The 17814-nt window shown below is 62.7% G+C and carries 18 protein-coding genes; 9 read left to right on the forward strand and 9 right to left on the reverse strand.

The window, feature by feature from the left end; translation table 11 throughout:
• The 4 genes from BLJAPNOD_RS01765 to BLJAPNOD_RS01780 form a co-directional block, all read right to left on the reverse strand.
• Positions 1-591: an NAD(P)H-dependent oxidoreductase gene (locus tag BLJAPNOD_RS01765; RefSeq protein ID WP_115418709.1), complete on the reverse strand. Its 591-nt coding sequence runs from the start codon at positions 589-591 to the stop codon at positions 1-3.
• A gap of 183 nt (positions 592-774) precedes the next feature.
• Entirely contained in the window at positions 775-1359 is a 585-nt protein-coding gene (locus BLJAPNOD_RS01770; RefSeq protein WP_115418710.1) for an AAA family ATPase, read from the reverse strand.
• A 174-nt stretch (positions 1360-1533) separates the two neighbouring features.
• On the reverse strand, positions 1534-3132 hold the full coding sequence (gene xseA / locus BLJAPNOD_RS01775; protein WP_115418711.1) for an exodeoxyribonuclease VII large subunit: 1599 nt from the start codon (positions 3130-3132) through the stop codon (positions 1534-1536).
• A 74-nt stretch (positions 3133-3206) separates the two neighbouring features.
• Positions 3207-4943 carry a hypothetical protein gene (locus BLJAPNOD_RS01780; protein WP_244610863.1) on the reverse strand — a complete coding sequence of 579 codons (1737 nt, stop codon included), beginning with the start codon at positions 4941-4943 and terminating at the stop codon, positions 3207-3209.
• 236 nt (positions 4944-5179) lie between these two features.
• Here BLJAPNOD_RS01780 and BLJAPNOD_RS01785 point away from each other — a divergent pair, with 236 nt between their 5' ends.
• Genes BLJAPNOD_RS01785 through BLJAPNOD_RS01800 form a run of 4 tightly spaced genes read left to right on the forward strand, consistent with a single transcriptional unit; the run spans position 5180 to position 7514 of the window.
• Entirely contained in the window at positions 5180-6178 is a 999-nt protein-coding gene (locus tag BLJAPNOD_RS01785; RefSeq protein WP_115418713.1) for a glycosyltransferase, read from the forward strand.
• Positions 6179-6206: 28 nt separating this feature from the next.
• Positions 6207-6902, forward strand: a complete 696-nt coding sequence (locus tag BLJAPNOD_RS01790) for a class I SAM-dependent methyltransferase (RefSeq protein WP_115421092.1) — start codon at positions 6207-6209, stop codon at positions 6900-6902.
• Between the two features lie 20 nt (positions 6903-6922).
• Entirely contained in the window at positions 6923-7285 is a 363-nt protein-coding gene (locus BLJAPNOD_RS01795) for a transporter (protein WP_115418714.1), read from the forward strand.
• 16 nt (positions 7286-7301) lie between these two features.
• Positions 7302-7514, forward strand: a complete 213-nt coding sequence (locus BLJAPNOD_RS01800; RefSeq protein ID WP_115418715.1) for a hypothetical protein — start codon at positions 7302-7304, stop codon at positions 7512-7514.
• A gap of 6 nt (positions 7515-7520) precedes the next feature.
• Here BLJAPNOD_RS01800 and BLJAPNOD_RS01805 read toward each other — a convergent pair whose 3' ends face one another.
• Complete coding sequence (locus BLJAPNOD_RS01805) at positions 7521-8300, reverse strand: helix-turn-helix transcriptional regulator (RefSeq protein ID WP_115418716.1); 780 nt, start codon at positions 8298-8300, stop codon at positions 7521-7523.
• Positions 8301-8475: 175 nt separating this feature from the next.
• Here BLJAPNOD_RS01805 and BLJAPNOD_RS01810 point away from each other — a divergent pair, with 175 nt between their 5' ends.
• Complete coding sequence (locus BLJAPNOD_RS01810) at positions 8476-8883, forward strand: hypothetical protein (RefSeq protein ID WP_077503184.1); 408 nt, start codon at positions 8476-8478, stop codon at positions 8881-8883.
• A gap of 70 nt (positions 8884-8953) precedes the next feature.
• Here BLJAPNOD_RS01810 and BLJAPNOD_RS01815 read toward each other — a convergent pair whose 3' ends face one another.
• A complete protein-coding gene (locus BLJAPNOD_RS01815; RefSeq protein ID WP_115418717.1) occupies positions 8954-9940 on the reverse strand; it encodes a Gfo/Idh/MocA family oxidoreductase in 987 nt (328 codons plus the stop codon).
• 177 nt (positions 9941-10117) lie between these two features.
• Here BLJAPNOD_RS01815 and BLJAPNOD_RS01820 point away from each other — a divergent pair, with 177 nt between their 5' ends.
• Positions 10118-11068 carry an aldo/keto reductase gene (locus tag BLJAPNOD_RS01820; protein ID WP_115418718.1) on the forward strand — a complete coding sequence of 317 codons (951 nt, stop codon included), beginning with the start codon at positions 10118-10120 and terminating at the stop codon, positions 11066-11068.
• Between the two features lie 19 nt (positions 11069-11087).
• Entirely contained in the window at positions 11088-11543 is a 456-nt protein-coding gene (locus tag BLJAPNOD_RS01825) for a GNAT family N-acetyltransferase (protein ID WP_077503118.1), read from the forward strand.
• Positions 11544-11552: 9 nt separating this feature from the next.
• On the opposite strand, the gene BLJAPNOD_RS01830 is transcribed toward BLJAPNOD_RS01825, so the two are convergent.
• Positions 11553-12443, reverse strand: a complete 891-nt coding sequence (locus BLJAPNOD_RS01830; protein ID WP_115418719.1) for a LysR family transcriptional regulator — start codon at positions 12441-12443, stop codon at positions 11553-11555.
• 226 nt (positions 12444-12669) lie between these two features.
• Here BLJAPNOD_RS01830 and BLJAPNOD_RS01835 point away from each other — a divergent pair, with 226 nt between their 5' ends.
• Together BLJAPNOD_RS01835 and BLJAPNOD_RS01840 are read left to right on the forward strand one after the other, a co-directional pair.
• Positions 12670-13665, forward strand: coding sequence for an aldo/keto reductase (locus BLJAPNOD_RS01835; protein ID WP_115421093.1), 996 nt, complete (start codon positions 12670-12672; stop codon positions 13663-13665).
• Positions 13666-13770: 105 nt separating this feature from the next.
• Positions 13771-14130 carry a nuclear transport factor 2 family protein gene (locus BLJAPNOD_RS01840; protein WP_077503120.1) on the forward strand — a complete coding sequence of 120 codons (360 nt, stop codon included), beginning with the start codon at positions 13771-13773 and terminating at the stop codon, positions 14128-14130.
• Positions 14131-14238: 108 nt separating this feature from the next.
• Here the strand turns inward: BLJAPNOD_RS01840 and pheT are convergent, their stop codons facing one another.
• Both pheT and pheS read right to left on the reverse strand, forming a co-directional pair.
• Entirely contained in the window at positions 14239-16665 is a 2427-nt protein-coding gene (gene pheT, locus BLJAPNOD_RS01845) for a phenylalanine--tRNA ligase subunit beta (RefSeq protein ID WP_115418720.1), read from the reverse strand.
• A gap of 29 nt (positions 16666-16694) precedes the next feature.
• The gene (gene pheS / locus BLJAPNOD_RS01850; RefSeq protein ID WP_115418721.1) at positions 16695-17777 is read right to left on the reverse strand and encodes a phenylalanine--tRNA ligase subunit alpha; all 1083 of its coding nucleotides are present in this window, start codon (positions 17775-17777) and stop codon (positions 16695-16697) included.
• Between the last annotated feature and the right edge of the window lie 37 nt (positions 17778-17814).

A 17814-nucleotide genomic window follows, 5' to 3' on the forward strand; every position in this document is an offset into this window, starting at 1 on the left:
TCAGATGCTTGCTGCCAGCCGGCGCACGCGGGCCAGATGTGCCTTGCGCTTATCGTCGGTTGCCCGGTCCATGTCGTGCAGGCTGAGCATGCGGAAATCGAGACCCTTGGCGCAGAAGGCGGCAATGCCGCGTTTCAACAGCCGGCGCACGGGATTACCCATATAGAGATGCACCACCCACCAGGGCGATCCCGTCGTCGTCAGCGCCCAGAACAGCTTGATGTTCTTCAGCCGCGGGATGATGCGGCCGCCTGCCGGATCATTGTCGAAGGCGACGCCCGGCACGAAGACGCGATCGAAGAAGCCCTTCAGGATCGCCGGGAAATTGAACCACCATTGCGGAAAGACCAGAACGATCCCATCGGCTGCCTGCAGCCGCGCGATCAGGCCGGCCGTCAGGCTGGCGTCGTAGCTGTCGGTGAAATAGCTGCCACGCTCCGCCTTGCTCAGCCTCGGATCGAAATCCTCCCGATAAAGGTCGAGCAGATCGACGGAATGACCACCGGCGACGAGCGCCTCATTCGCTTCGCGGGCGACGCTTGCGGCAAAGCTGTCTTCAAGCGGGTGGGCAAGCACGAGCAGAATGCGCATCCATTGTTCCCTATGGAATAAGACCTGGCGTCGAAACGATCGCAGAACAAATGCTGTAAAAAATCAGCCCGTTGCAACCATATTCGCTCCGCTCGCAAAGAACCGCGCTTCTTCACGGAGGAAAGCCGACGTCGGCAAGGCACGGCGTTTCGGGTGTAAGCAGATCCGGGCAAGCCCTGCCCGTCAGCGAGACCGGTCGATGCGCGTCACCCGTGCTTGCAGCGCAAGTTCCTCGAAAACGGATGGCGCGCGGCGCGACACCCAGGCGGACATCAGTTGCGCAGCGTTCGCTTCAACAGCCTGCCCCGAAGAAAGCTCAAGGTCGTAGCGCTGCCCCTCGTGGATCCGGTGGAAATCGTCTGCGGCACTACCGATCGGCCTGTCCGCGCGCAGCGTTTCCCGTCGGACGAGTTCGTCGAGCTCGCAGTGAAGCCCGACAAAGAAGACGTCGAATGGCTGCAGCATCACCGCCAGGTCAGACGCCCATTGTGGCTCTTCGAGAATGTGTTCCAGCAGGAGATTATTGCCGGCCGCAGCGTAGGCGACCAGCGAGCGGTGGAATCCATCGAAGAAACGGGCCCGATATTCCTTCCAGCGAAAGTCGCCGCGCCGGAACCGTTCCATCGGTACCATGCCCGAGTCGCGAAGATGATCGATCGAGACATGCCAGAACGGCTCGTTGAGCTGTGCCTGGACCGCACGCGCCAGCGTGGATTTTCCGCTACTGGACGCCCCATGAATGAAGATGATCCTGGCGCGTTCGACCATATCGGATGTCCGTTCTCATGAATGCCGCTGCCGGTCGGCAGTATGCCGCTTCGGCAACAGGCAGATGAAGCCAGGCATGCCCAAGTGGATCGGTACGCAACGGACCGCTTGTGCAATCCGATATCGCTATGCACGGCACGAGCGTCCTTCAAGCATTGTTCCGGATACGTCCCTCTAGAACAGGTCCCCCTGTTTCGGCGGATCGCCGCCGGGATTGCCGGGTTTCGGCTGCTTCTTCCTGGCGGCCGCCTGGGCCGGGGGCTCACCGCCTTCACCGGCGATCGCCGAAACACTGCCGTCCGCAAATTCGAGCGACAGCGCCATGCCTGGCAAGACCGCTGCGGCCTGGCGTACCGGACCGCCCTCACCGTCGCGCACCAGCGCGAAGCCGCGCTGCAGCACGTTGCGATAGGACAACGATTGCAGGATGCGGTCCTGCGCAGCGATGACGCCCGTCAACCGGCGGATATCCGTGCGGATCGCTGCGTCGGAGCGGGCGGCGAGACCGGCGACACGATCGTTCGAGCGGTGGATCTGGGCGAGCAGGCGCGACGGTAGTCCGCGCAACGAGGCATCCGCAGCCGACACGCGCGACTGCCCCCGGTGGACCTGCCGTTCGACGACCCGGTCCGCACGGCTCATCGCATCGTTGATCCGCTGCCGGCGATCGCCGAGCCTTGCCTTGAGCAGATCCGGCCGCAGTTCGGCCGAAGCGCGCTCGAACAGCCGGCGCTTGTTTACGGTGTTCATCATCAGCCCGCGCCCGAGGCCGAGAGCGGCTTCATCAAAACGGCGGCGCGGCAGCGCCAGCAACTGGTCTAGCGACGGCAGCGCGCGGGCAAGAGACCGCACCGCCTGACGGCGGTTTTCCATCTGCCTGACGACGCCGGCTTTCAGCCGCGCCGAAAGGCCGGAAACCTCCGCCTCCAGATCGGCCTTGACCGGCACGGCCATTTCCGCCGCCCCCGTTGGCGTCGGTGCCCGCTGGTCTGCCGCATAGTCGATCAGCGTCCAGTCGGTCTCGTGGCCGACGGCCGAGATCAAGGGGATGACGGACGCGGCTGCAGCGCGCACGACCGCCTCGTCGTTGAAACCCCAGAGGTCTTCGAGACTGCCGCCACCGCGCGCGACGATCAGGACATCAGGCCGGGCAATCGGTCCTCCGGGTTCACATTCGTTGAAGCCGCGAATGGCGGCTGCCACTTCGTCTCCAGATCCTTCGCCCTGGACCCTGACCGGCCACACGACCACGTGGACCGGAAACCGGTCGGCGATGCGGTGGAGAATATCGCGTATGACGGCGCCGGTCGGCGAGGTCACCACGCCGATCACCCTGGGCATATAGGGCAGCGGCCGCTTGCGCGCTGCGGCGAACAGGCCCTCGGCGCCGAGCTTGCGCTTGCGCTCTTCGAGCAGTGCCATCAGCGCGCCGGCACCGGCCGGCTCCAGCGTCTCTATGACGATCTGGTATTTCGACGAACCGGGGAAGGTCGTGACCTTACCGGTGGCGATCACTTCCATGCCCTCTTCCGGCCGGAAGCGCAGGCGCGAGAACGTGCCCTTCCATATCACCGCATCGATACGCGCCCGGTCGTCCTTGAGCGCGAAATAGGCGTGCCCCGAAGAATGCGGCCCGCGATAGCCCGAGATTTCGCCGCGCACACGGACCTGATCGAAGGCCTGCTCGACCGTGCGCTTGATCGAGCCGGAAAGCTCGGAGACCGAGTATTCGGCGAGGTTGCTCGGAGAATCGTTGTCGAAGATGGAGCTCATTGCGCATTTGTAGACGACCTGGGGCGCAAGGTCAGCAAACAGGTGAAGCTTTCTACCGGTTTCTTGCTGCGCAATTATGGCTTGAGCGCGTAGAGCAGGATGCTGGAGCGCGGGGAGACCGGTAGCGGCGTCAGAAAGTCCGGCACACTGCCGGCGGCAAGCTGCCCGTAGAGGCCTTGCGGCTCTCGTTTGGCGATCATATCCGTCTGAAAATCGTTTGCGCAAAATGCGAGTATCGGATCATGCAGCTTGCTCAGCATCGCTTTGGCATTGAAGAGCGGCGCCAGTCCGATCTTCAGCTCCATCAGCATGCCATCGGCATTGCGGTGGTAGGGTGCGGCCAAGACATGGTGGTTCGTGTATCGGAGGATGGAAGCGCCGATGTCCGAAGGGCCGACGATCGTGGATGCCGGAAGGCCCTCGATGTCGGAAAGAGCTGATGGCGTCAGGCAGCGTTGCGTATTGGACACTTGCCGTGTCTCCAGAGCGGCAAGACCGTTGCTTGCAAGGGTACCGCCAACTGCCCAGACCGTTGGCACGGACAAAATCAGGACGAGCACATAGGCGAGCGACGCCCCCACCCCCCGGCTTCCGCCCTGCGACCGGGTGCGCAGATCGACAAGCAGAAGCGACAGCGGCAAGATCGCCAGAAGGTTGGAAAACACCATCGCCCGGACCTGGACCAGGGCAATGGCAAGGTTGGAAGCGACAAGAGCAAAGAGAATGAGGTGCAACCTGACCCTATCACCCTGCCAGATGCGCCAGGCACAAACGAGCGATGCGAAAGCGCCGCAGAAATAATAGGTGCCGATGGTTTCAGGCTGCTGTGCCAGCACTGTCGAAAAGGATTGCGCCTCGGTGACATTGTCAAGCCAGAGTTCCACCAACAGCGGGTCGAGGCCGGCAAGGGGATTGCCAAGGCATTGGGGGGCGACAACGAGGGCGACCATGAGGACGCAACAGGCACTCGCCGCCAATGCGCCGAACCGGGTGGGTTTGCCGCGACCGCTTGCAAATGCTGCAGACGCAGCCAGCACCGCTCCGCCGACAAGCGCCAGGGAGTAAAAGGCGATCGAGAGATTGTCGCAGGTTACTGCGCGATAGAGGTAAGGCGGCACCGTGAGAAAGAACATAACACTCAAAGTGGCGGCGAGCGAAAAGCCGAAAGCGATGGTGGCGCGAGCGACGTCACGCCCTAAATGAGCCCACTGCAAAGCAACGATAGCGCATACGATCGCCACGAGCGGCGTCGTTTCCGCGCCGATGGCAATCGCCAACGCGGCGGCTGCGCCGGCAAGCGCGTAGCTGCGGACACGATACTGCATGTCCACCAGCATCGCGGCCATCGCTGCAGCAAGGACTAGCTGCACGTTGTGGTGATCGATCGCTCCGCCGAGAAATCGGTTGCCGGTGACCACAAAGATCGCCGTCAGGACGAAGCAGAAATGCATGCATTGCGTCCCGCTGATTCGACGGCCAGCGAGGCCCATGGCGACCAGCAAGGGAATGGCAAGAAAGATCGGCCAGATCGCAAGGGCCAGCACCTCGGCACTGCCAGGTTCGAAGACCGGCCTGAACAAGGATATCAGTCCGGCGATCGGCAGGTCGATCAGGCGCGACCAGTGCATCTGCGTGCCGCCTTCCAGACCGAGACGAAGCTGAACAAGGTCGTACCAGCCTTGACCGTTGAGGAGGTCACGCACCTGAACCAGTCGCATCACGTCGTCATTGTCCTGGCCGACGTAATCGGCAGCACGGAAGAACCGGGTAATCAAAACCAAAACGACGGGCATGCCATAAAACAGTGTCATCCACCGCAAGCTCGACCAGAACCGCTTTTCTGCGCTCGCTGCTTCCGGTTCCTGACGTATCGCAATTCTATCCAGCATCTGCCTTGGCCCCTGTGTAATCATGAGCCTACGCGGACATGATCAAAGAACGGTAAAGTCAGGCTGAATGGCTGGTGCTACGGGCGTCGGCCCACCTTGGCGTGTTGTTAACCGGCAACGCCTATCATGTCTCGATACTCTCGAAAACGAGCCGCCCTATGTTTGAATCCTTAAGCATTGCTGTCCTACTGCCCTGCTACAACGAAGCCTCGACCATCGGTCGCGTCGTGCGAGAATTCAAAGCCGCACTGCCGACGGCGAGCATTCATGTCTTCGACAATAACTCGACGGACGGAACTGCGCTGCAGGCCATGCTCGCCGGTGCGACAGTCGTTCGCGAGAGGAGACAGGGCAAGGGCCACGTCGTTCGGCGGATGTTTGCCGACATCGACGCGGATATCTATCTGATGGCGGATGGCGACGGCACCTACTCGCCGGCAGACGCGGAAGACCTGATCCGAACCCTCATCACCGAGCAGGCGGACATGGTTGTCGGCACACGCCGCAACATTCGCAACGATGCCGGCAGGCAAGGCCACGCTTTCGGAAACACGCTGTTCAATTTCCTCTACCGTTCGATCTTCGGCACGGATTTCAGCGATATCTTTTCCGGTTATCGCGTGTTCTCGCGACGGTTCGTGAAGAGCTTTCCGGCGATTTCGGCCGGTTTCGAGATCGAAACCGAGATGTCGGTGCATGCCTCGCGGTTGAAACTGCCGGTCAACGAGCTAGAGCTCGACTATGGCAGGCGTCCCGAAGGCTCCCATTCCAAGCTCTCCACCTTCCGCGACGGCGCCAAGATCCTCTGGATGTTCGCGATGCTGATGAAGGAAACACGGCCCTTCACCTTCTTCGGCCTGATAAGTCTCGCGTTCATGGCTGCGAGCTTGACGTTCATGACGCCGGTGCTGATCGAGTATTTCCACACGGGCCTCGTTCCCCGCATGCCGACCTGGGTGCTTTCCATGGTGCTGCTGTTGACGTCGATCATGATGTTTACCGCCGGGCTGATCCTTGATTCTGTTTCCCGGGCACGAACCGAGCAACTGCGCCTTCATTACACGGCGACTGACCGGCGATCCGCGCGGGAGACTACCGGTGAAAAAGCTGCCGCCCCGCAACGCCGTGCCCACCGCCGTGGATCCGACGCCGCTTAAGCTCACGAGAGACATGGAACGACTGCCGATGAACCGTGAAACGACCAACCGCATACGCTTCGTCCTCGAAGACATTCTGCCGCCGTTTCTGAGAGATTCTCGGCTGTTCAAGGGCGTGGCGAGCCTTGCTTGGGGCGAGCATATCGCCCATCTCGCGCGGTTTCGCGAACGCGCCCCTTTCCTCACGGCTTCGGAATACGAGCAGCTCTACAGAAAGCATCCGCGCGTTCACAAAGGCACGGATAATTCCGAAGCCTGCGTTCGCAAGATTGCCGCCGAAGTGCGCGGCTCATCCGTATGCGACGTCGGTTGCGGCACCGGTGTGCTGCTGAAGCACATCCGAGGTGCCAATCCCGATTTGCAGCGACTGGCGGGCGTCGACTTCGCCATTGACGACGCGGCCCAGATCGAGGGCGTGGAATACGTCGCGGCGATGATCGAAGAGCTTCCCTTCGATGACGGTGAATTCGATACTGTCGTTTGCACGCATGTCATCGAGCACATTCTCGACTATCGCAAGGCGATCGCCGAACTGCGGCGCATCACCCGGCAACGGCTGATAATCGTCGTCCCGCGCGAACGGGAATATCGCTACACTTTCAATCCCCACTTCAATTTCTTCCCCTACACCCACTCCTTCCTGCGCGCGATGCACCCCGTGCCGGCACGGCACGAGTGCATCGATATCGGCCGGGACATCTTCTACTGCGAAGACAGGATCTAGCCGATGCAAGGCGCTGAGCTATGAACCTCAATCTCGCCCCCGCTGTCTGGTTCGGCCTGTTCTTCACGCCAGTTCTGATCTCGGCCGGACAGATCCTCTTCAAGCTGACGAGCGCCAAGACGGGGCGCGCCGACGCGCAAGGCCTGCTGGCGCTCCTGTTCACCCCGACACTGCTGACGGCCCTTGTCGTCTACGGTATCGGCACGATCATCTGGATCTTCACCATCAAGTCGGTACCACTGACCGTTGCCTATTCGTTCATGGCTATGACCTTCTGCATCGTACCCCTGCTTGCCGCCGTCTTCCTCGGCGAAACGCTGACGCTGCGTTATGCCGCCGGTGCCGTACTGATCATCGGCGGCATGATCATCATCAACTCCTGATGGCGACGCACGTGTCATGATGATCATCGCCTCCTCGTTCGTGCTCGGACTGCTAGCAGCCGGCCTGCGCTCGCCCCGCACCTGCCTGCTCGTCGCCGGCGCGCTCTGCGTCCTGTCCAGTGCCGCCGGAGACTGGTGCGAAGTCGCGGCGGCGATCGGCGGCTACAACATGGGTATTGCGCTCGCATTGTGCGGCGCCATCGCTGTCGGATTGCCACACGACCGCTAGGCTCGTTCAGCCCTTTCTTTCGAAGAAGTTTTTCGTTTCCTCATCGGCCGGGAAGAAGGATTCGATCAGAACACCTTCCACCAGGGCGTCCTGCGTCGAACCGAAGGTCTGGAGGGTGGTGATGAAGCTCAAGGTCACCGGCCCAACCCGCAACTCGACCGGCAAGACCGGCAGCCGATCGGTATCCGGATAGTTTTCGACCGCCCGCTTGACGGCGGGATCGGCCGCAAGTCTCTCCAGCCTCTTGCCAAGACGGCTCCTCGGCCCCTGAAGCCAGGCTTCCGTGCGCACGCGCTGGACAAGATCGGCGGCCGCAGCCTCCCAGTTGACGACAAGGGAGCGGACATTCTCCGAGGAGAGAAAGGCATCGAGAAAGTTCTGGCCGGGGTTGAAGGGCACATCGGCGGAGACGGCGAGTGCTGCCAATGCGGGATTGACGATCAGCAGCGTGTATTCGTGATCGAGCACCAGGCCCGGATAGGGATCATGGCGGGCAAGGATGAGCCGGATGGCATTGGCGACGGCCGGCGGCATGGTATCGAGCCCGGACGCCGGGCGCGTCGTCATGCGCGGACGGAAGCCGGCGGCCGAAAACAGCGTGCCCTGGTCGCGGGCAGGAATGTCGAGCACCGAGGCCAGCCGCAGGATCATGCCTTCCGATGGCCTCGAGCGGCCTGTCTCGAGGAACGAGAGGTGCCGCGTCGAGATGCCGGCAGCGACTGCCAGATCAAGCTGGCTCATGCGACGATGCCCGCGCCATTCCTTCAGGTGATTGCCGAATTCCATCGATGCAGACCTCCGTTGCGCCGGCAGATTGGCGCAGGCGCTGCGTAAAATCCATAACCTCAGAGGTAAATGGATTCCCTTACCCCGGGGTAAGTCCTCCATTACCTCAGACGTAATTGGTTTGATGATCGCGAGACGGCACCATCCCGATATCGACAAACCAATGGAGCCTGACATGCTGAACCTTTCCAACCGCAGCCTGCTCAACAAGACCTTCCTCGCCGATGGCGCTTTTTCGCTCCTGTCCGGCGCGGTTCTCATCCTCGGTGCAGCCCAGCTCGCCGCCCTCATCGGTCCCTTCGCCACACCGGTGATGATGAAGCTGATCGGCGTCGGGCTCCTGGCCTGGGGGATCTTCCACCTCTCGGCCGCCCGCAACGGCGGCCCGGTATCAGCTGCCGCACGGGTCAGCATCGGCGGCGACATCCTGTGGCAGGTCGCGAGCCTTGCTCTGCTTGCGACCGCCTATGCCTCGCTGACACCCATCGGCATCGGTCTTGTCATCGTCGGCATTATCGGTGTCGCAGATTTCCTGTTCTTCAAGCTGAAGGGCTTTTCGAGGGAGCGCGCGGCGCTTGCCTGATCTCTGATCTGACAAAAATGAGAAAAGCCCGCCGGCCCCGTGCCGGCGGGCTTTTCTTTCATTAGCCGGCTCAGATCTCTTCCCAACCGTCCTTTTCGCTGGCGCGGTAGATCGCGTCGATGAGCTTCTGGTTGAGCCTGGAGTTTTCGAGCGTCACCACCTCCTCCTGCTCTCCCGTTGCAGCGCGCGCGAATGCTTCGGCCTGCAGCTTGTACTGGCGCGCGTCCTGGAAGCGGAAAAGCTGGGACTGGGCGTGGTTCTGGTTGGTGAGTTCCACTTCCTCGCGGCCATAGCGATCGGCATTGAACGGCGACTTCACCTCGATAAAACCCTTGTCGCCGTGAAAAACCATGACCTGGCGGGCGGCAAGCTGGGTGGAGATATAAAAGCTCAATTCGAAATCACCGAAATCGGCGCGCACGCTCGAATAAATGTCGGTGCCGAATTCCGGATCGCGATCGGTGCTGGCCTGTACGCGCAGCGGCTCCTTGCCCGTGACGAAGCGCGTGGTGATCGTTGGGTAGACGCCGATATCCGGCAGGCCGCCGCCTCCGAGCTCGGGAATGTTGCGCATGTTGCCGGGGTCGCGGTTGAAGTAGGTGAAGGCACCCTGGACGTGCCGCAGCCGGCCGATCGCCCCTTCTTCGATCAGCGAGCGGACCTTGCGCCAGACGGGGCTGTAGGTGACCATGAAGGCTTCTGCGATCAGCACCCTGTTGCGGTCGCGCGCGGCAATCAGCTGATCGATCTCGGATGCCCGAAGCGCGATCGGCTTTTCGCAGAGGACATGCTTGCCGGCATTGGCGGCCTTGATCGTCCACTCCACATGCTGCGACGTCGGCAGCGGGATATAGACCGCATCGATCGTGTCGGAGGCGAGCATCTCCTCGTAGGAGCCGAAGGCATGCGGCGCGGAAAAGCGGTCAGCCATCGCGCGCGCCTTTGCAAGGTCGCGGCTGGCGACCGCCGAAACGACGCAGTTCTCGGCGTCCTGGATGGCGGGCACGACGAGATCGCGGCCGATCTTGGCCGTGGACAGAATTCCGAAACGAAACATGGCGGGGCTCCCTGATTAAGCGCCGGAGAGTAGCTGCGAGGTACGTACCTATCAAGCGGCGACACGCGATAAAAAAGACCGGCGACAGGTGACAAACTTTGTTCGCTTGCCTTATGTTCCTGCCGGCAATCCTCCCGATCGCGCACTTGCTTTCATCCAGTCCAATGGAGCGAAACCATGGAAAAACGCAGACTTGGCCGAACCGACCTCTCCATTGCGCCGCTCGTCTTCGGCGGCAACGTCTTCGGCTGGACGGCGGACGAAAAGACCTCCTTCGCCCTTCTCGATACCTTCTTCGATGCCGGCCTCAATGCCATCGACACCGCCGACATCTATTCCTCCTGGGCGCCAGGAAACCAGGGCGGCGAATCCGAGACGATCATCGGAAAATGGCTGAAACAGTCCGGCCGCAGCCGCGACCAGGCGGTGATCGTCACCAAGGTCGGCTCCGAACTTGGCCCGGACCGCAAGGGGCTGTCGCGCCGATGGATCCTGCAGGCGGTCGAAGATTCGTTGCAGCGGCTGCAGACGGACTATATCGACCTTTACCTGTCGCACTGGCCCGATCCCGAAACCCCTTACGAAGAAACGCTCGCCGCCTACGATCAGCTGCTGTCAGACGGCAAGGTGCGCGCCGTCGGCGCTTCGAACCTCAACTCGCTGCAACTGCGCGAAGCGCTTGATGTCGCCGCCAATGGCGGCCTGCCACGCTATGCAGTGCTGCAGCCGGAATACAATCTCTACGACCGCGACAGTTTCGACGGGCCGGTGCGCGATCTCTGCGTCAGCGAAGAAATCGGCGTCATCAGCTATTTCGGTCTGGCGCGCGGGTTCCTCTCGGGCAAATACCGCACCCACAAGGACCTGGAAGGCTCAGTGCGCGGCTCAGGTGTCGAAAAGTATCTCGATGGCCGCGGCATGCGCATTCTCGGCGTTCTCGACGAGCTTGCCGAGGAAACCGGAGCGACGCAGGCCGAGATCGCACTCGCCTGGGTCCGAAATCGCAAGGGCATCACCGCTCCCATCGCCAGCGCCACCAATCTCGACCAGTTGACGAGCCTCATCCGCTCGGCGGAGCTGACGTTGAACGACGAGGCTATGCGCAAGCTCAACGACGTCAGCGAATAACAGGGGCAAGACGAAAGCCATGGCATTGAGCATACGGGCGGCGACCGCCAGCGACGAAACGCACTGGCGCCGCCTGTGGGCCGGCTACGTCGCTTTCTCGGGCACGGAACTGGCGGAGGATATCATCAGACTGACCTGGGGCCGGCTGATCGATCCCGCTGCGCCGCTCTTTGCCCGGCTGGCGATCCTCGACGGGGAACCGGTCGGGTTCGCCATCTGCCAGGAGCAGCTGGCGACGTTCTTCCGACGGCCGATCTGTTACATCGAGGATCTCTATGTCGATCCGTCGGCGCGCGGGAAAGGCATCGCCAGCGCCATGATCGACGATCTGATCGCACTCTGCCAGGCGTCGGACTGGGACAGGCTCTATTGGTACACCGAACGCGACAATGCCGTGGCGCGCCGCCTCTACGACCGCTACTCGGCGACCGACGAACATGTGCGCTACAAGCTGAACTTCGGTACCTTCACCTGAAGGTCAGCCCTATCCGGCGTATCTGAAGAAGTCGATGAAGGCACGAAGCGCCGGGCGCATCTGCCGTCTGCTCGGATAATAGAGAAACGGCCCGGCATAGGGCGCGCACCAGTCGTCGAGCACGCGGATCAGCTGCCCTTCGGTGATCGCCGTTTCGACCCGCGACAGGAAGAGGTAGGCAAGCCCTGCGCCCCCCATCGCCGCCTTGATGATCGGCCTGTCTTCGCCGAGGATCAGCGGCCCTTCGACGGAAACCGTCAGCTCTTCGCCCGCATTCTCGAACTCCCACCGATAGAGCGTACCATTGGAAAAACGCCTCCGGATGCAGCGGTGGCCGACAAGGTCGCGCGGGTGCGAGGGACGGCCGAAACGCGCGAAATAATCGGGCGATGCGACAACCGCGCTTTCGAGTTCCGGGCCGACCTTGACGGCGATCATGTCGGCCTCGAGGCTTTCGCCGAGCCGGATGCCGGCGTCGTATCCCTCCTCGACGATATCGGTGAAGCCGTCTTCGTTGGCGATCTCCAGCACGATGTCCGGGTAGCGATCGAGAAATTCGCCAAGCCGCGGCGCCAGGATAAGATCGGCGGCAAACCGCGGCGCCGTGATGCGCAGATTGCCGGCCGGGCGGTCACGCGTATCGGCCACGGCCTCTAGCGCGTGGGCGATCTCGTCGAGCGCCGGTGCCAGCCGCTCCAGCAGCCGTCGCCCCTCCTCGGTCGGCGCGACGCTGCGGGTGGTGCGCGCCAGAAGCCGGACGCCCAGGCTCGCCTCCAGACTGCCAACCGCATGGCTCACCGCCGAAGGCGCGATTGCAAGCTCACGGGCGGCGCCCCGAAAACTGCCATGGGCGGCAACAGCGGCGAGAACGGCAAGTTGGGAAAGCTGGGTTCGATTCATTGATCCAAATATTAGAACAGCCCGTGAGAATTGACAGAGATTTTCACACGCACGCGCAAGCTTTATCCTCTCCCTATCGTCGCGGCCCCGCGGTACCGGGAAGAGCGGCATGCAGGAAACCGTTTCAAGCCGGCGATGCCACCCACCGACGATGCCTTTTGCTTCGATGCCGTCGCACGCCACCTGGCCCGTCCGCATCGCCGCCCATCCCCCGAAAGGATATGACATGAAGACCCGCAAACTCGGGAGTGAACTCACCGTCTCGGCCATCGGCCTTGGCTGCATGGGCATGAGCTTTGCCTATGGCGGCGCCGACGAGGCGGAATCGATCCGCACGCTGCAGCGCGCCGTCGACCTTGGCGTCACCTTCTTCGACACCGCCGAAGTCTATGGCCCCTATGAGAATGAAAAGCTTGTCGGCCGGGCGCTCAAACCCTTGCGCGACAAGGTAACGATCGCCACAAAATTCGGCTTCCGCATTGCGCCCGGCAAACCCGCGGCCGAGGCGATCAAGGGCATCGACGGCCGGCCGGAAAACGCCAGGGCCGTGGCCGATGCCTCGTTGAAAAGACTGGGGATCGATGTGATCGATCTCTACTACCAGCACCGCGTCGACCCCGAGGTTCCGATCGAGGACACCGTCGGCGCCATGGCCGACCTGGTGCGCCAGGGCAAAGTGCGAGCGCTCGGCCTTTCCGAGGCAAGCGCCGAAACGATCCGCCGTGCCCACAAGGTGCATCCGATCGCAGCGGTCCAGAGCGAATATTCGCTCTGGTCTCGCGACCCGGAAGAGGACGTGCTGGCGACCTGCCACGAGCTCGGCATCGGCTTCGTGCCCTATAGCCCGCTCGGGCGCGGCATGCTGACGGGCACGATTCGCAAGGCGGACGATCTGGCCGCCGACGATTTCCGCCGTTCGCTGCCACGCTTCCAGGCGGAGAACCTGGGCGCCAACGCCGCCCTCGTCGACACGCTGGAGACGCTCGCGCGCGAAAAAGGCGTGACCGCTGCGCAACTGGCGCTCGCCTGGGTGATCAACCAGGGTGACTTCATCGTGCCCATCCCCGGCGCCAGAAAGCTCAACCACCTGGAACAGAATGCGGCGGCGGCCGATATCGTTCTCACCGTCGACGAACGCGCCCGGTTGGGCGATGCGCTCTCACCGGCGCTCGTTGCCGGCAAACGCTACAGCGAGGCATCGCTGGTGCTCACCAATCGTTGAACGCGCATGCCCCGTCTCCTTGCCGAGGCGGGGCATCGTCCCATCGAATTTTCCGCCGGACGCACTACCTCTCCTGTCGAGACCAACAATTGCGGAGGAGCAGGAATGTCCGACGAGCAGGCGATCAGCGCGGTGGTGCATCTCTATGTCGACGGCATGGCTTTTGCCAACGAGGGTGCGTTGCGCAAGGCGTTTCACCCGGATGCGGCGATCATCGGCAATTACAGAGGCGCGCTCGAATGGATGACGCGCGACGGCTTCATCAAGGCGGTGCTGGACCAGGGGGCCGCGCCGCCCGGCACCCAGCCGCAGATGGACGTGGAGATGACCGACATTGCCGGCGATGCGGCAACGGTCAAGGTGATCGACAGCTTCGCCGGCGAACGCTTCTCCGACTATCTGTCGCTGGTCAAGATCGACGGACGATGGGTCATCGTCAACAAGATCTATCACCTTCACGCCTGACGAGCGGATCGCGCGCAGGCTTTGAGCCGATGCCGCGCTTTACAGACGGCATATGAAAAAGGCCGCTGCGAGCAGCGGCCTTTGCAATGATCATGGAACGAGCCGTTTTCAGGCGCGCAACACGCCGCCGGTCGTCTTGGTGACGTTGGCGACGATCTTGGCCGTCAGCGCCTCGAAATCCTCGTCGGTCAGCGTTCGCTCGACAGGCTGGATCGTTACTTCGATGGCGATCGACTTCTTGCCTTCGCCGAGCGACGCCCCCTCGAACACGTCGAAGACGCTGACGCCGGTCACCAGCTTGCGGTCGGCACCGGAGGCCGCGCGCAGGATGGCGCCTGCCTCCACGCCCTTGTCGACGACGAAGGCGAAGTCGCGCTTGACGGCCTGGAAGGGCGAAAGATCGAGCGCCGGCTTGGTGCGGGTCGCCTTCTTCTTTGGTTCCGGCATGGCGTCGACATAGATCTCGAAGCCGCAGAGCGCGCCGGAAACGTCGAGCGCCTCGAGCGTCTTCGGGTGGAATTCGCCGAAGGTGCCGAGCACGATCTTCGGGCCGAGCTTGATCGTGCCGGAGCGGCCGGGATGATACCAGGCGGGGCCACCGGCTTCGAACTGGACATTGCCCATCGGCACGCCGCAAGCTTCCAAGACGGCGATCGCATCGGCCTTGGCGTCGAAGACGTCGACCGGCTTGCCGCCGCCCTTGGTGGCATTCGACCAGAGACGACCGGCGCCGTTGAGCGATGCGGTGCCACGGCGCACGCCGCCGGCAACACGGCGCTGCTGGTCCGGGCCATCGCCCTCGTAGGTGCCGGAGACTTCGAAGAGCGCAACGTCGCCAAAGCCCTTGTCGGCATTGCGCTGCGCCGCCGACAGGAGACCCGGCAACAGCGACGGACGCATGTCGGACATATCGGCCGCAATCGGGTTGGCAAGCTTCAGGGCCGGCGAACCGCCGCCGAATAGCCTAGCCTGATCCTCGGAGATGAACGACCAGGTGACGGCTTCCAGCATGCCGCGGCTCGCAAGCGAGCGCTTGGCAAGGCGGGTGCGGATCTGCAGCGTCGTCAGGATCTTGCCGTTGACGGTGCCATGGCTCGGCAGGGGGGCTGCGACGATGTTGTCGACGCCGTGGATGCGCATGACCTCTTCGACCAGATCGGCCTTGCCGTCGACGTCAGGGCGCCAGGACGGAACCGAGACGTTGACGCGCTCGCCCGATCCCTCGACGCTAAAGCCAAGCTTCGTCAGGATCGTCACACTCTCTTCAGACGACACTTCGAGGCCCGTCAGGCGCTTGACCTCGGACATCGGGAAGTCGACGATCTTCGCGGTATAGCCCGCATAGCCGACGACCTCGGCCTTGGCGGGCTTGCCGCCGCAGAGTTCGACAACCAACTCGGTGGTGCGCTCGAGACCGGGCACCATGTATTCCGGGTCGACACCACGCTCGAAGCGGTAGCGCGCATCGGTGATGATGCCGAGCGTGCGGCCGGACTTGGCGATGTTCATCGGATCCCAGAGCGCCGATTCAATCAGGACGTCGGTGGTGTTCTCATCGCAGCCGGAGTGTTCGCCGCCCATGATGCCGCCGATCGACTCGATGCCCTTTTCGTCTGATATGACGACGTTGTTCGGGCCGAGCTTGTATTCGCGCTGGTCGAGCGCAAGCACGGTCTCGCCGTCCTTGGCACGTCGCACAGTCAGGTTGCCCTGGACCTTGGCCGCGTCGAAGACGTGCATCGGCCGGCCCTGGTCGAAGGTCATGTAGTTGGTGATGTCGACCAGCGCGTTGATCGGACGCAGACCGATCGACAGCAGCCGCTGCTGCATCCACTTCGGCGACGGACCGTTCTTGACGCCGCGCACCAGCCTGAGGCCGAAGCCCGGGCAAAGGTGGCGGTCGTCGCCAAGGTCGATCGTCAGCTTGGTCGTCGTTTCGCCTTCGACGGCAAGGGCCGGTGCCGGGCGGGCCTTCAGCGTACCGAGGCCGGAGGCGGCAAGGTCGCGGGCGATGCCGTAGACGCTGGTGCAATCCGGGCGGTTCGGCGTCAGGTTGATCTCGATCATCGGATCGTCGAGGCCGGCATAGGCGGCGTAGCTCGTGCCGACGGGCGCATCAACGGGCAGATCGATGATGCCGTTATGGTCGTCGGAGATCTCCAGCTCTTTTTCCGAGCACATCATGCCGTGGCTTTCGACGCCGCGGATGTTGCCGACGGAGAGCGTGACGTCGATGCCCGGGACGTATGTGCCGGCCGCCGCGAAGGCGCCGACCAGACCGGTACGCGCGTTCGGCGCGCCGCAGACGACCTGAACCGGTGCACCCGTTCCCGTATCGACCATCAGCACCCGGAGCTTGTCGGCATTCGGATGCTGCTCGGCGGAAACGACCTTGGCGATGACGAACGGCTTGAAGGCGGCCTTGTCATCGACGTCCTCGACCTCGAGCCCGATCATCGTCAGGCGCGCGCAGATCGCTTCCAGCGAAGCGTCGGTTTCAAGGTGGTCCTTGAGCCAGGAAAGCGTGAATTTCATGATTTCACCTGTGTCCTAATTTTGCGCGATCACGCCGAAAGGCCGCCGAACAACGTCGGCATGTCGAGCGGGCGGAAGCCGTAATGATTCATCCAGCGGACATCGGCGTTGAAGAAGTCACGCAGGTCCGGCATGCCGTATTTCAGCATGGCGATGCGGTCGAGGCCCATGCCCCAGGCAAAGCCCTGGTACTCGTCCGGATCGAGGCCGCCGGAGCGCAGCACGTTCGGATGAACCATGCCGCAGCCGAGGATCTCCATCCAGTCGGTGCCTTCGCCGAACTTGACGATCGGGCCGGAGCGGTCGCACTGGATGTCGACTTCGAAGGACGGTTCGGTGAACGGGAAGAACGACGGGCGGAAGCGCATCGTCACCTGGTCGACCTCGAAGAAGGCCTTGCAGAACTCTTCCAGCACCCAGCGCATGTTGGCAACGTTCGCCGACTTGTCGACGACAAGGCCTTCGACCTGATGGAACATCGGCGAGTGGGTGGCGTCGGAATCCTGGCGATAGGTCTTGCCGGGGATGATGATGCGGATCGGCGGGTCCTGCGCTTCCATCGTGCGGATCTGCACCGGCGAGGTGTGCGTGCGCAGCACCTTGCGCTCGCCCTTGTCGTCTTCATTGAAGAAGAAGGTGTCGTGCATCTCGCGGGCCGGGTGGCCCTCCGGGAAGTTCAGTGCAGTGAAGTTGTAGTAATCGGTCTCGATATCTGGACCTTCGGCGATCGAGAAGCCCATGTCGCCGAAGATCGCGGTGATTTCGTCGACGATCTGGCTGATCGGATGGATCCGCCCACGCTCGGCCGGCGACGAGCGCACCGGCAGGCTGATATCGACGGTTTCGCGGGCAAGGCGCTCGGCGATCGCCAGGTCCTTCAGCGCCGACTTGCGGGCGGCAATCGCGTCTGCGACCGTGGTCTTCAGCGCATTGATCTGGGCGCCACGGGTCTGGCGTTCTTCCGGCGTCATCGTGCCGAGCGTCTTCAGGAGCTCGGAGATCGAGCCCTTCTTGCCGAGCGCGCCAACGCGCACCGCCTCGATCGATCCCTCGTCGCCGGCGGCGTCGATGTCCGCCAGCAGTGTCCGTTCCAGTGTTTCCAGTTCGCTCATTCTGTCCTGCCTCGATGCGGGAATGGGTTCGGTTCTA

Origin of the sequence: Ensifer sp. M14 (assembly GCF_003355565.1) — a bacterium.
Lineage (GTDB): Bacteria > Pseudomonadota > Alphaproteobacteria > Rhizobiales > Rhizobiaceae > Ensifer.

Excerpts from the sequence above, each read along its gene's own strand:
- BLJAPNOD_RS01765 (WP_115418709.1), bottom strand. The coding sequence starts at position 591 with ATGCGCATTCTGCTCGTGCTTGCCCACCCGCTTGAAGACAGCTTTGCC.
- BLJAPNOD_RS01770 (WP_115418710.1), bottom strand. The coding sequence starts at position 1,359 with ATGGTCGAACGCGCCAGGATCATCTTCATTCATGGGGCGTCCAGTAGC.
- xseA (WP_115418711.1), bottom strand. The coding sequence starts at position 3,132 with ATGAGCTCCATCTTCGACAACGATTCTCCGAGCAACCTCGCCGAATAC.
- BLJAPNOD_RS01780 (WP_244610863.1), bottom strand. The coding sequence starts at position 4,943 with ATGACACTGTTTTATGGCATGCCCGTCGTTTTGGTTTTGATTACCCGG.
- BLJAPNOD_RS01785 (WP_115418713.1), top strand. The coding sequence starts at position 5,180 with ATGTTTGAATCCTTAAGCATTGCTGTCCTACTGCCCTGCTACAACGAA.
- BLJAPNOD_RS01790 (WP_115421092.1), top strand. The coding sequence starts at position 6,207 with ATGAACCGTGAAACGACCAACCGCATACGCTTCGTCCTCGAAGACATT.
- BLJAPNOD_RS01795 (WP_115418714.1), top strand. The coding sequence starts at position 6,923 with ATGAACCTCAATCTCGCCCCCGCTGTCTGGTTCGGCCTGTTCTTCACG.
- BLJAPNOD_RS01800 (WP_115418715.1), top strand. The coding sequence starts at position 7,302 with ATGATGATCATCGCCTCCTCGTTCGTGCTCGGACTGCTAGCAGCCGGC.
- BLJAPNOD_RS01805 (WP_115418716.1), bottom strand. The coding sequence starts at position 8,300 with ATGGAATTCGGCAATCACCTGAAGGAATGGCGCGGGCATCGTCGCATG.
- BLJAPNOD_RS01810 (WP_077503184.1), top strand. The coding sequence starts at position 8,476 with ATGCTGAACCTTTCCAACCGCAGCCTGCTCAACAAGACCTTCCTCGCC.
- BLJAPNOD_RS01815 (WP_115418717.1), bottom strand. The coding sequence starts at position 9,940 with ATGTTTCGTTTCGGAATTCTGTCCACGGCCAAGATCGGCCGCGATCTC.
- BLJAPNOD_RS01820 (WP_115418718.1), top strand. The coding sequence starts at position 10,118 with ATGGAAAAACGCAGACTTGGCCGAACCGACCTCTCCATTGCGCCGCTC.
- BLJAPNOD_RS01825 (WP_077503118.1), top strand. The coding sequence starts at position 11,088 with ATGGCATTGAGCATACGGGCGGCGACCGCCAGCGACGAAACGCACTGG.
- BLJAPNOD_RS01830 (WP_115418719.1), bottom strand. The coding sequence starts at position 12,443 with ATGAATCGAACCCAGCTTTCCCAACTTGCCGTTCTCGCCGCTGTTGCC.
- BLJAPNOD_RS01835 (WP_115421093.1), top strand. The coding sequence starts at position 12,670 with ATGAAGACCCGCAAACTCGGGAGTGAACTCACCGTCTCGGCCATCGGC.
- BLJAPNOD_RS01840 (WP_077503120.1), top strand. The coding sequence starts at position 13,771 with ATGTCCGACGAGCAGGCGATCAGCGCGGTGGTGCATCTCTATGTCGAC.
- pheT (WP_115418720.1), bottom strand. The coding sequence starts at position 16,665 with ATGAAATTCACGCTTTCCTGGCTCAAGGACCACCTTGAAACCGACGCT.
- pheS (WP_115418721.1), bottom strand. The coding sequence starts at position 17,777 with ATGAGCGAACTGGAAACACTGGAACGGACACTGCTGGCGGACATCGAC.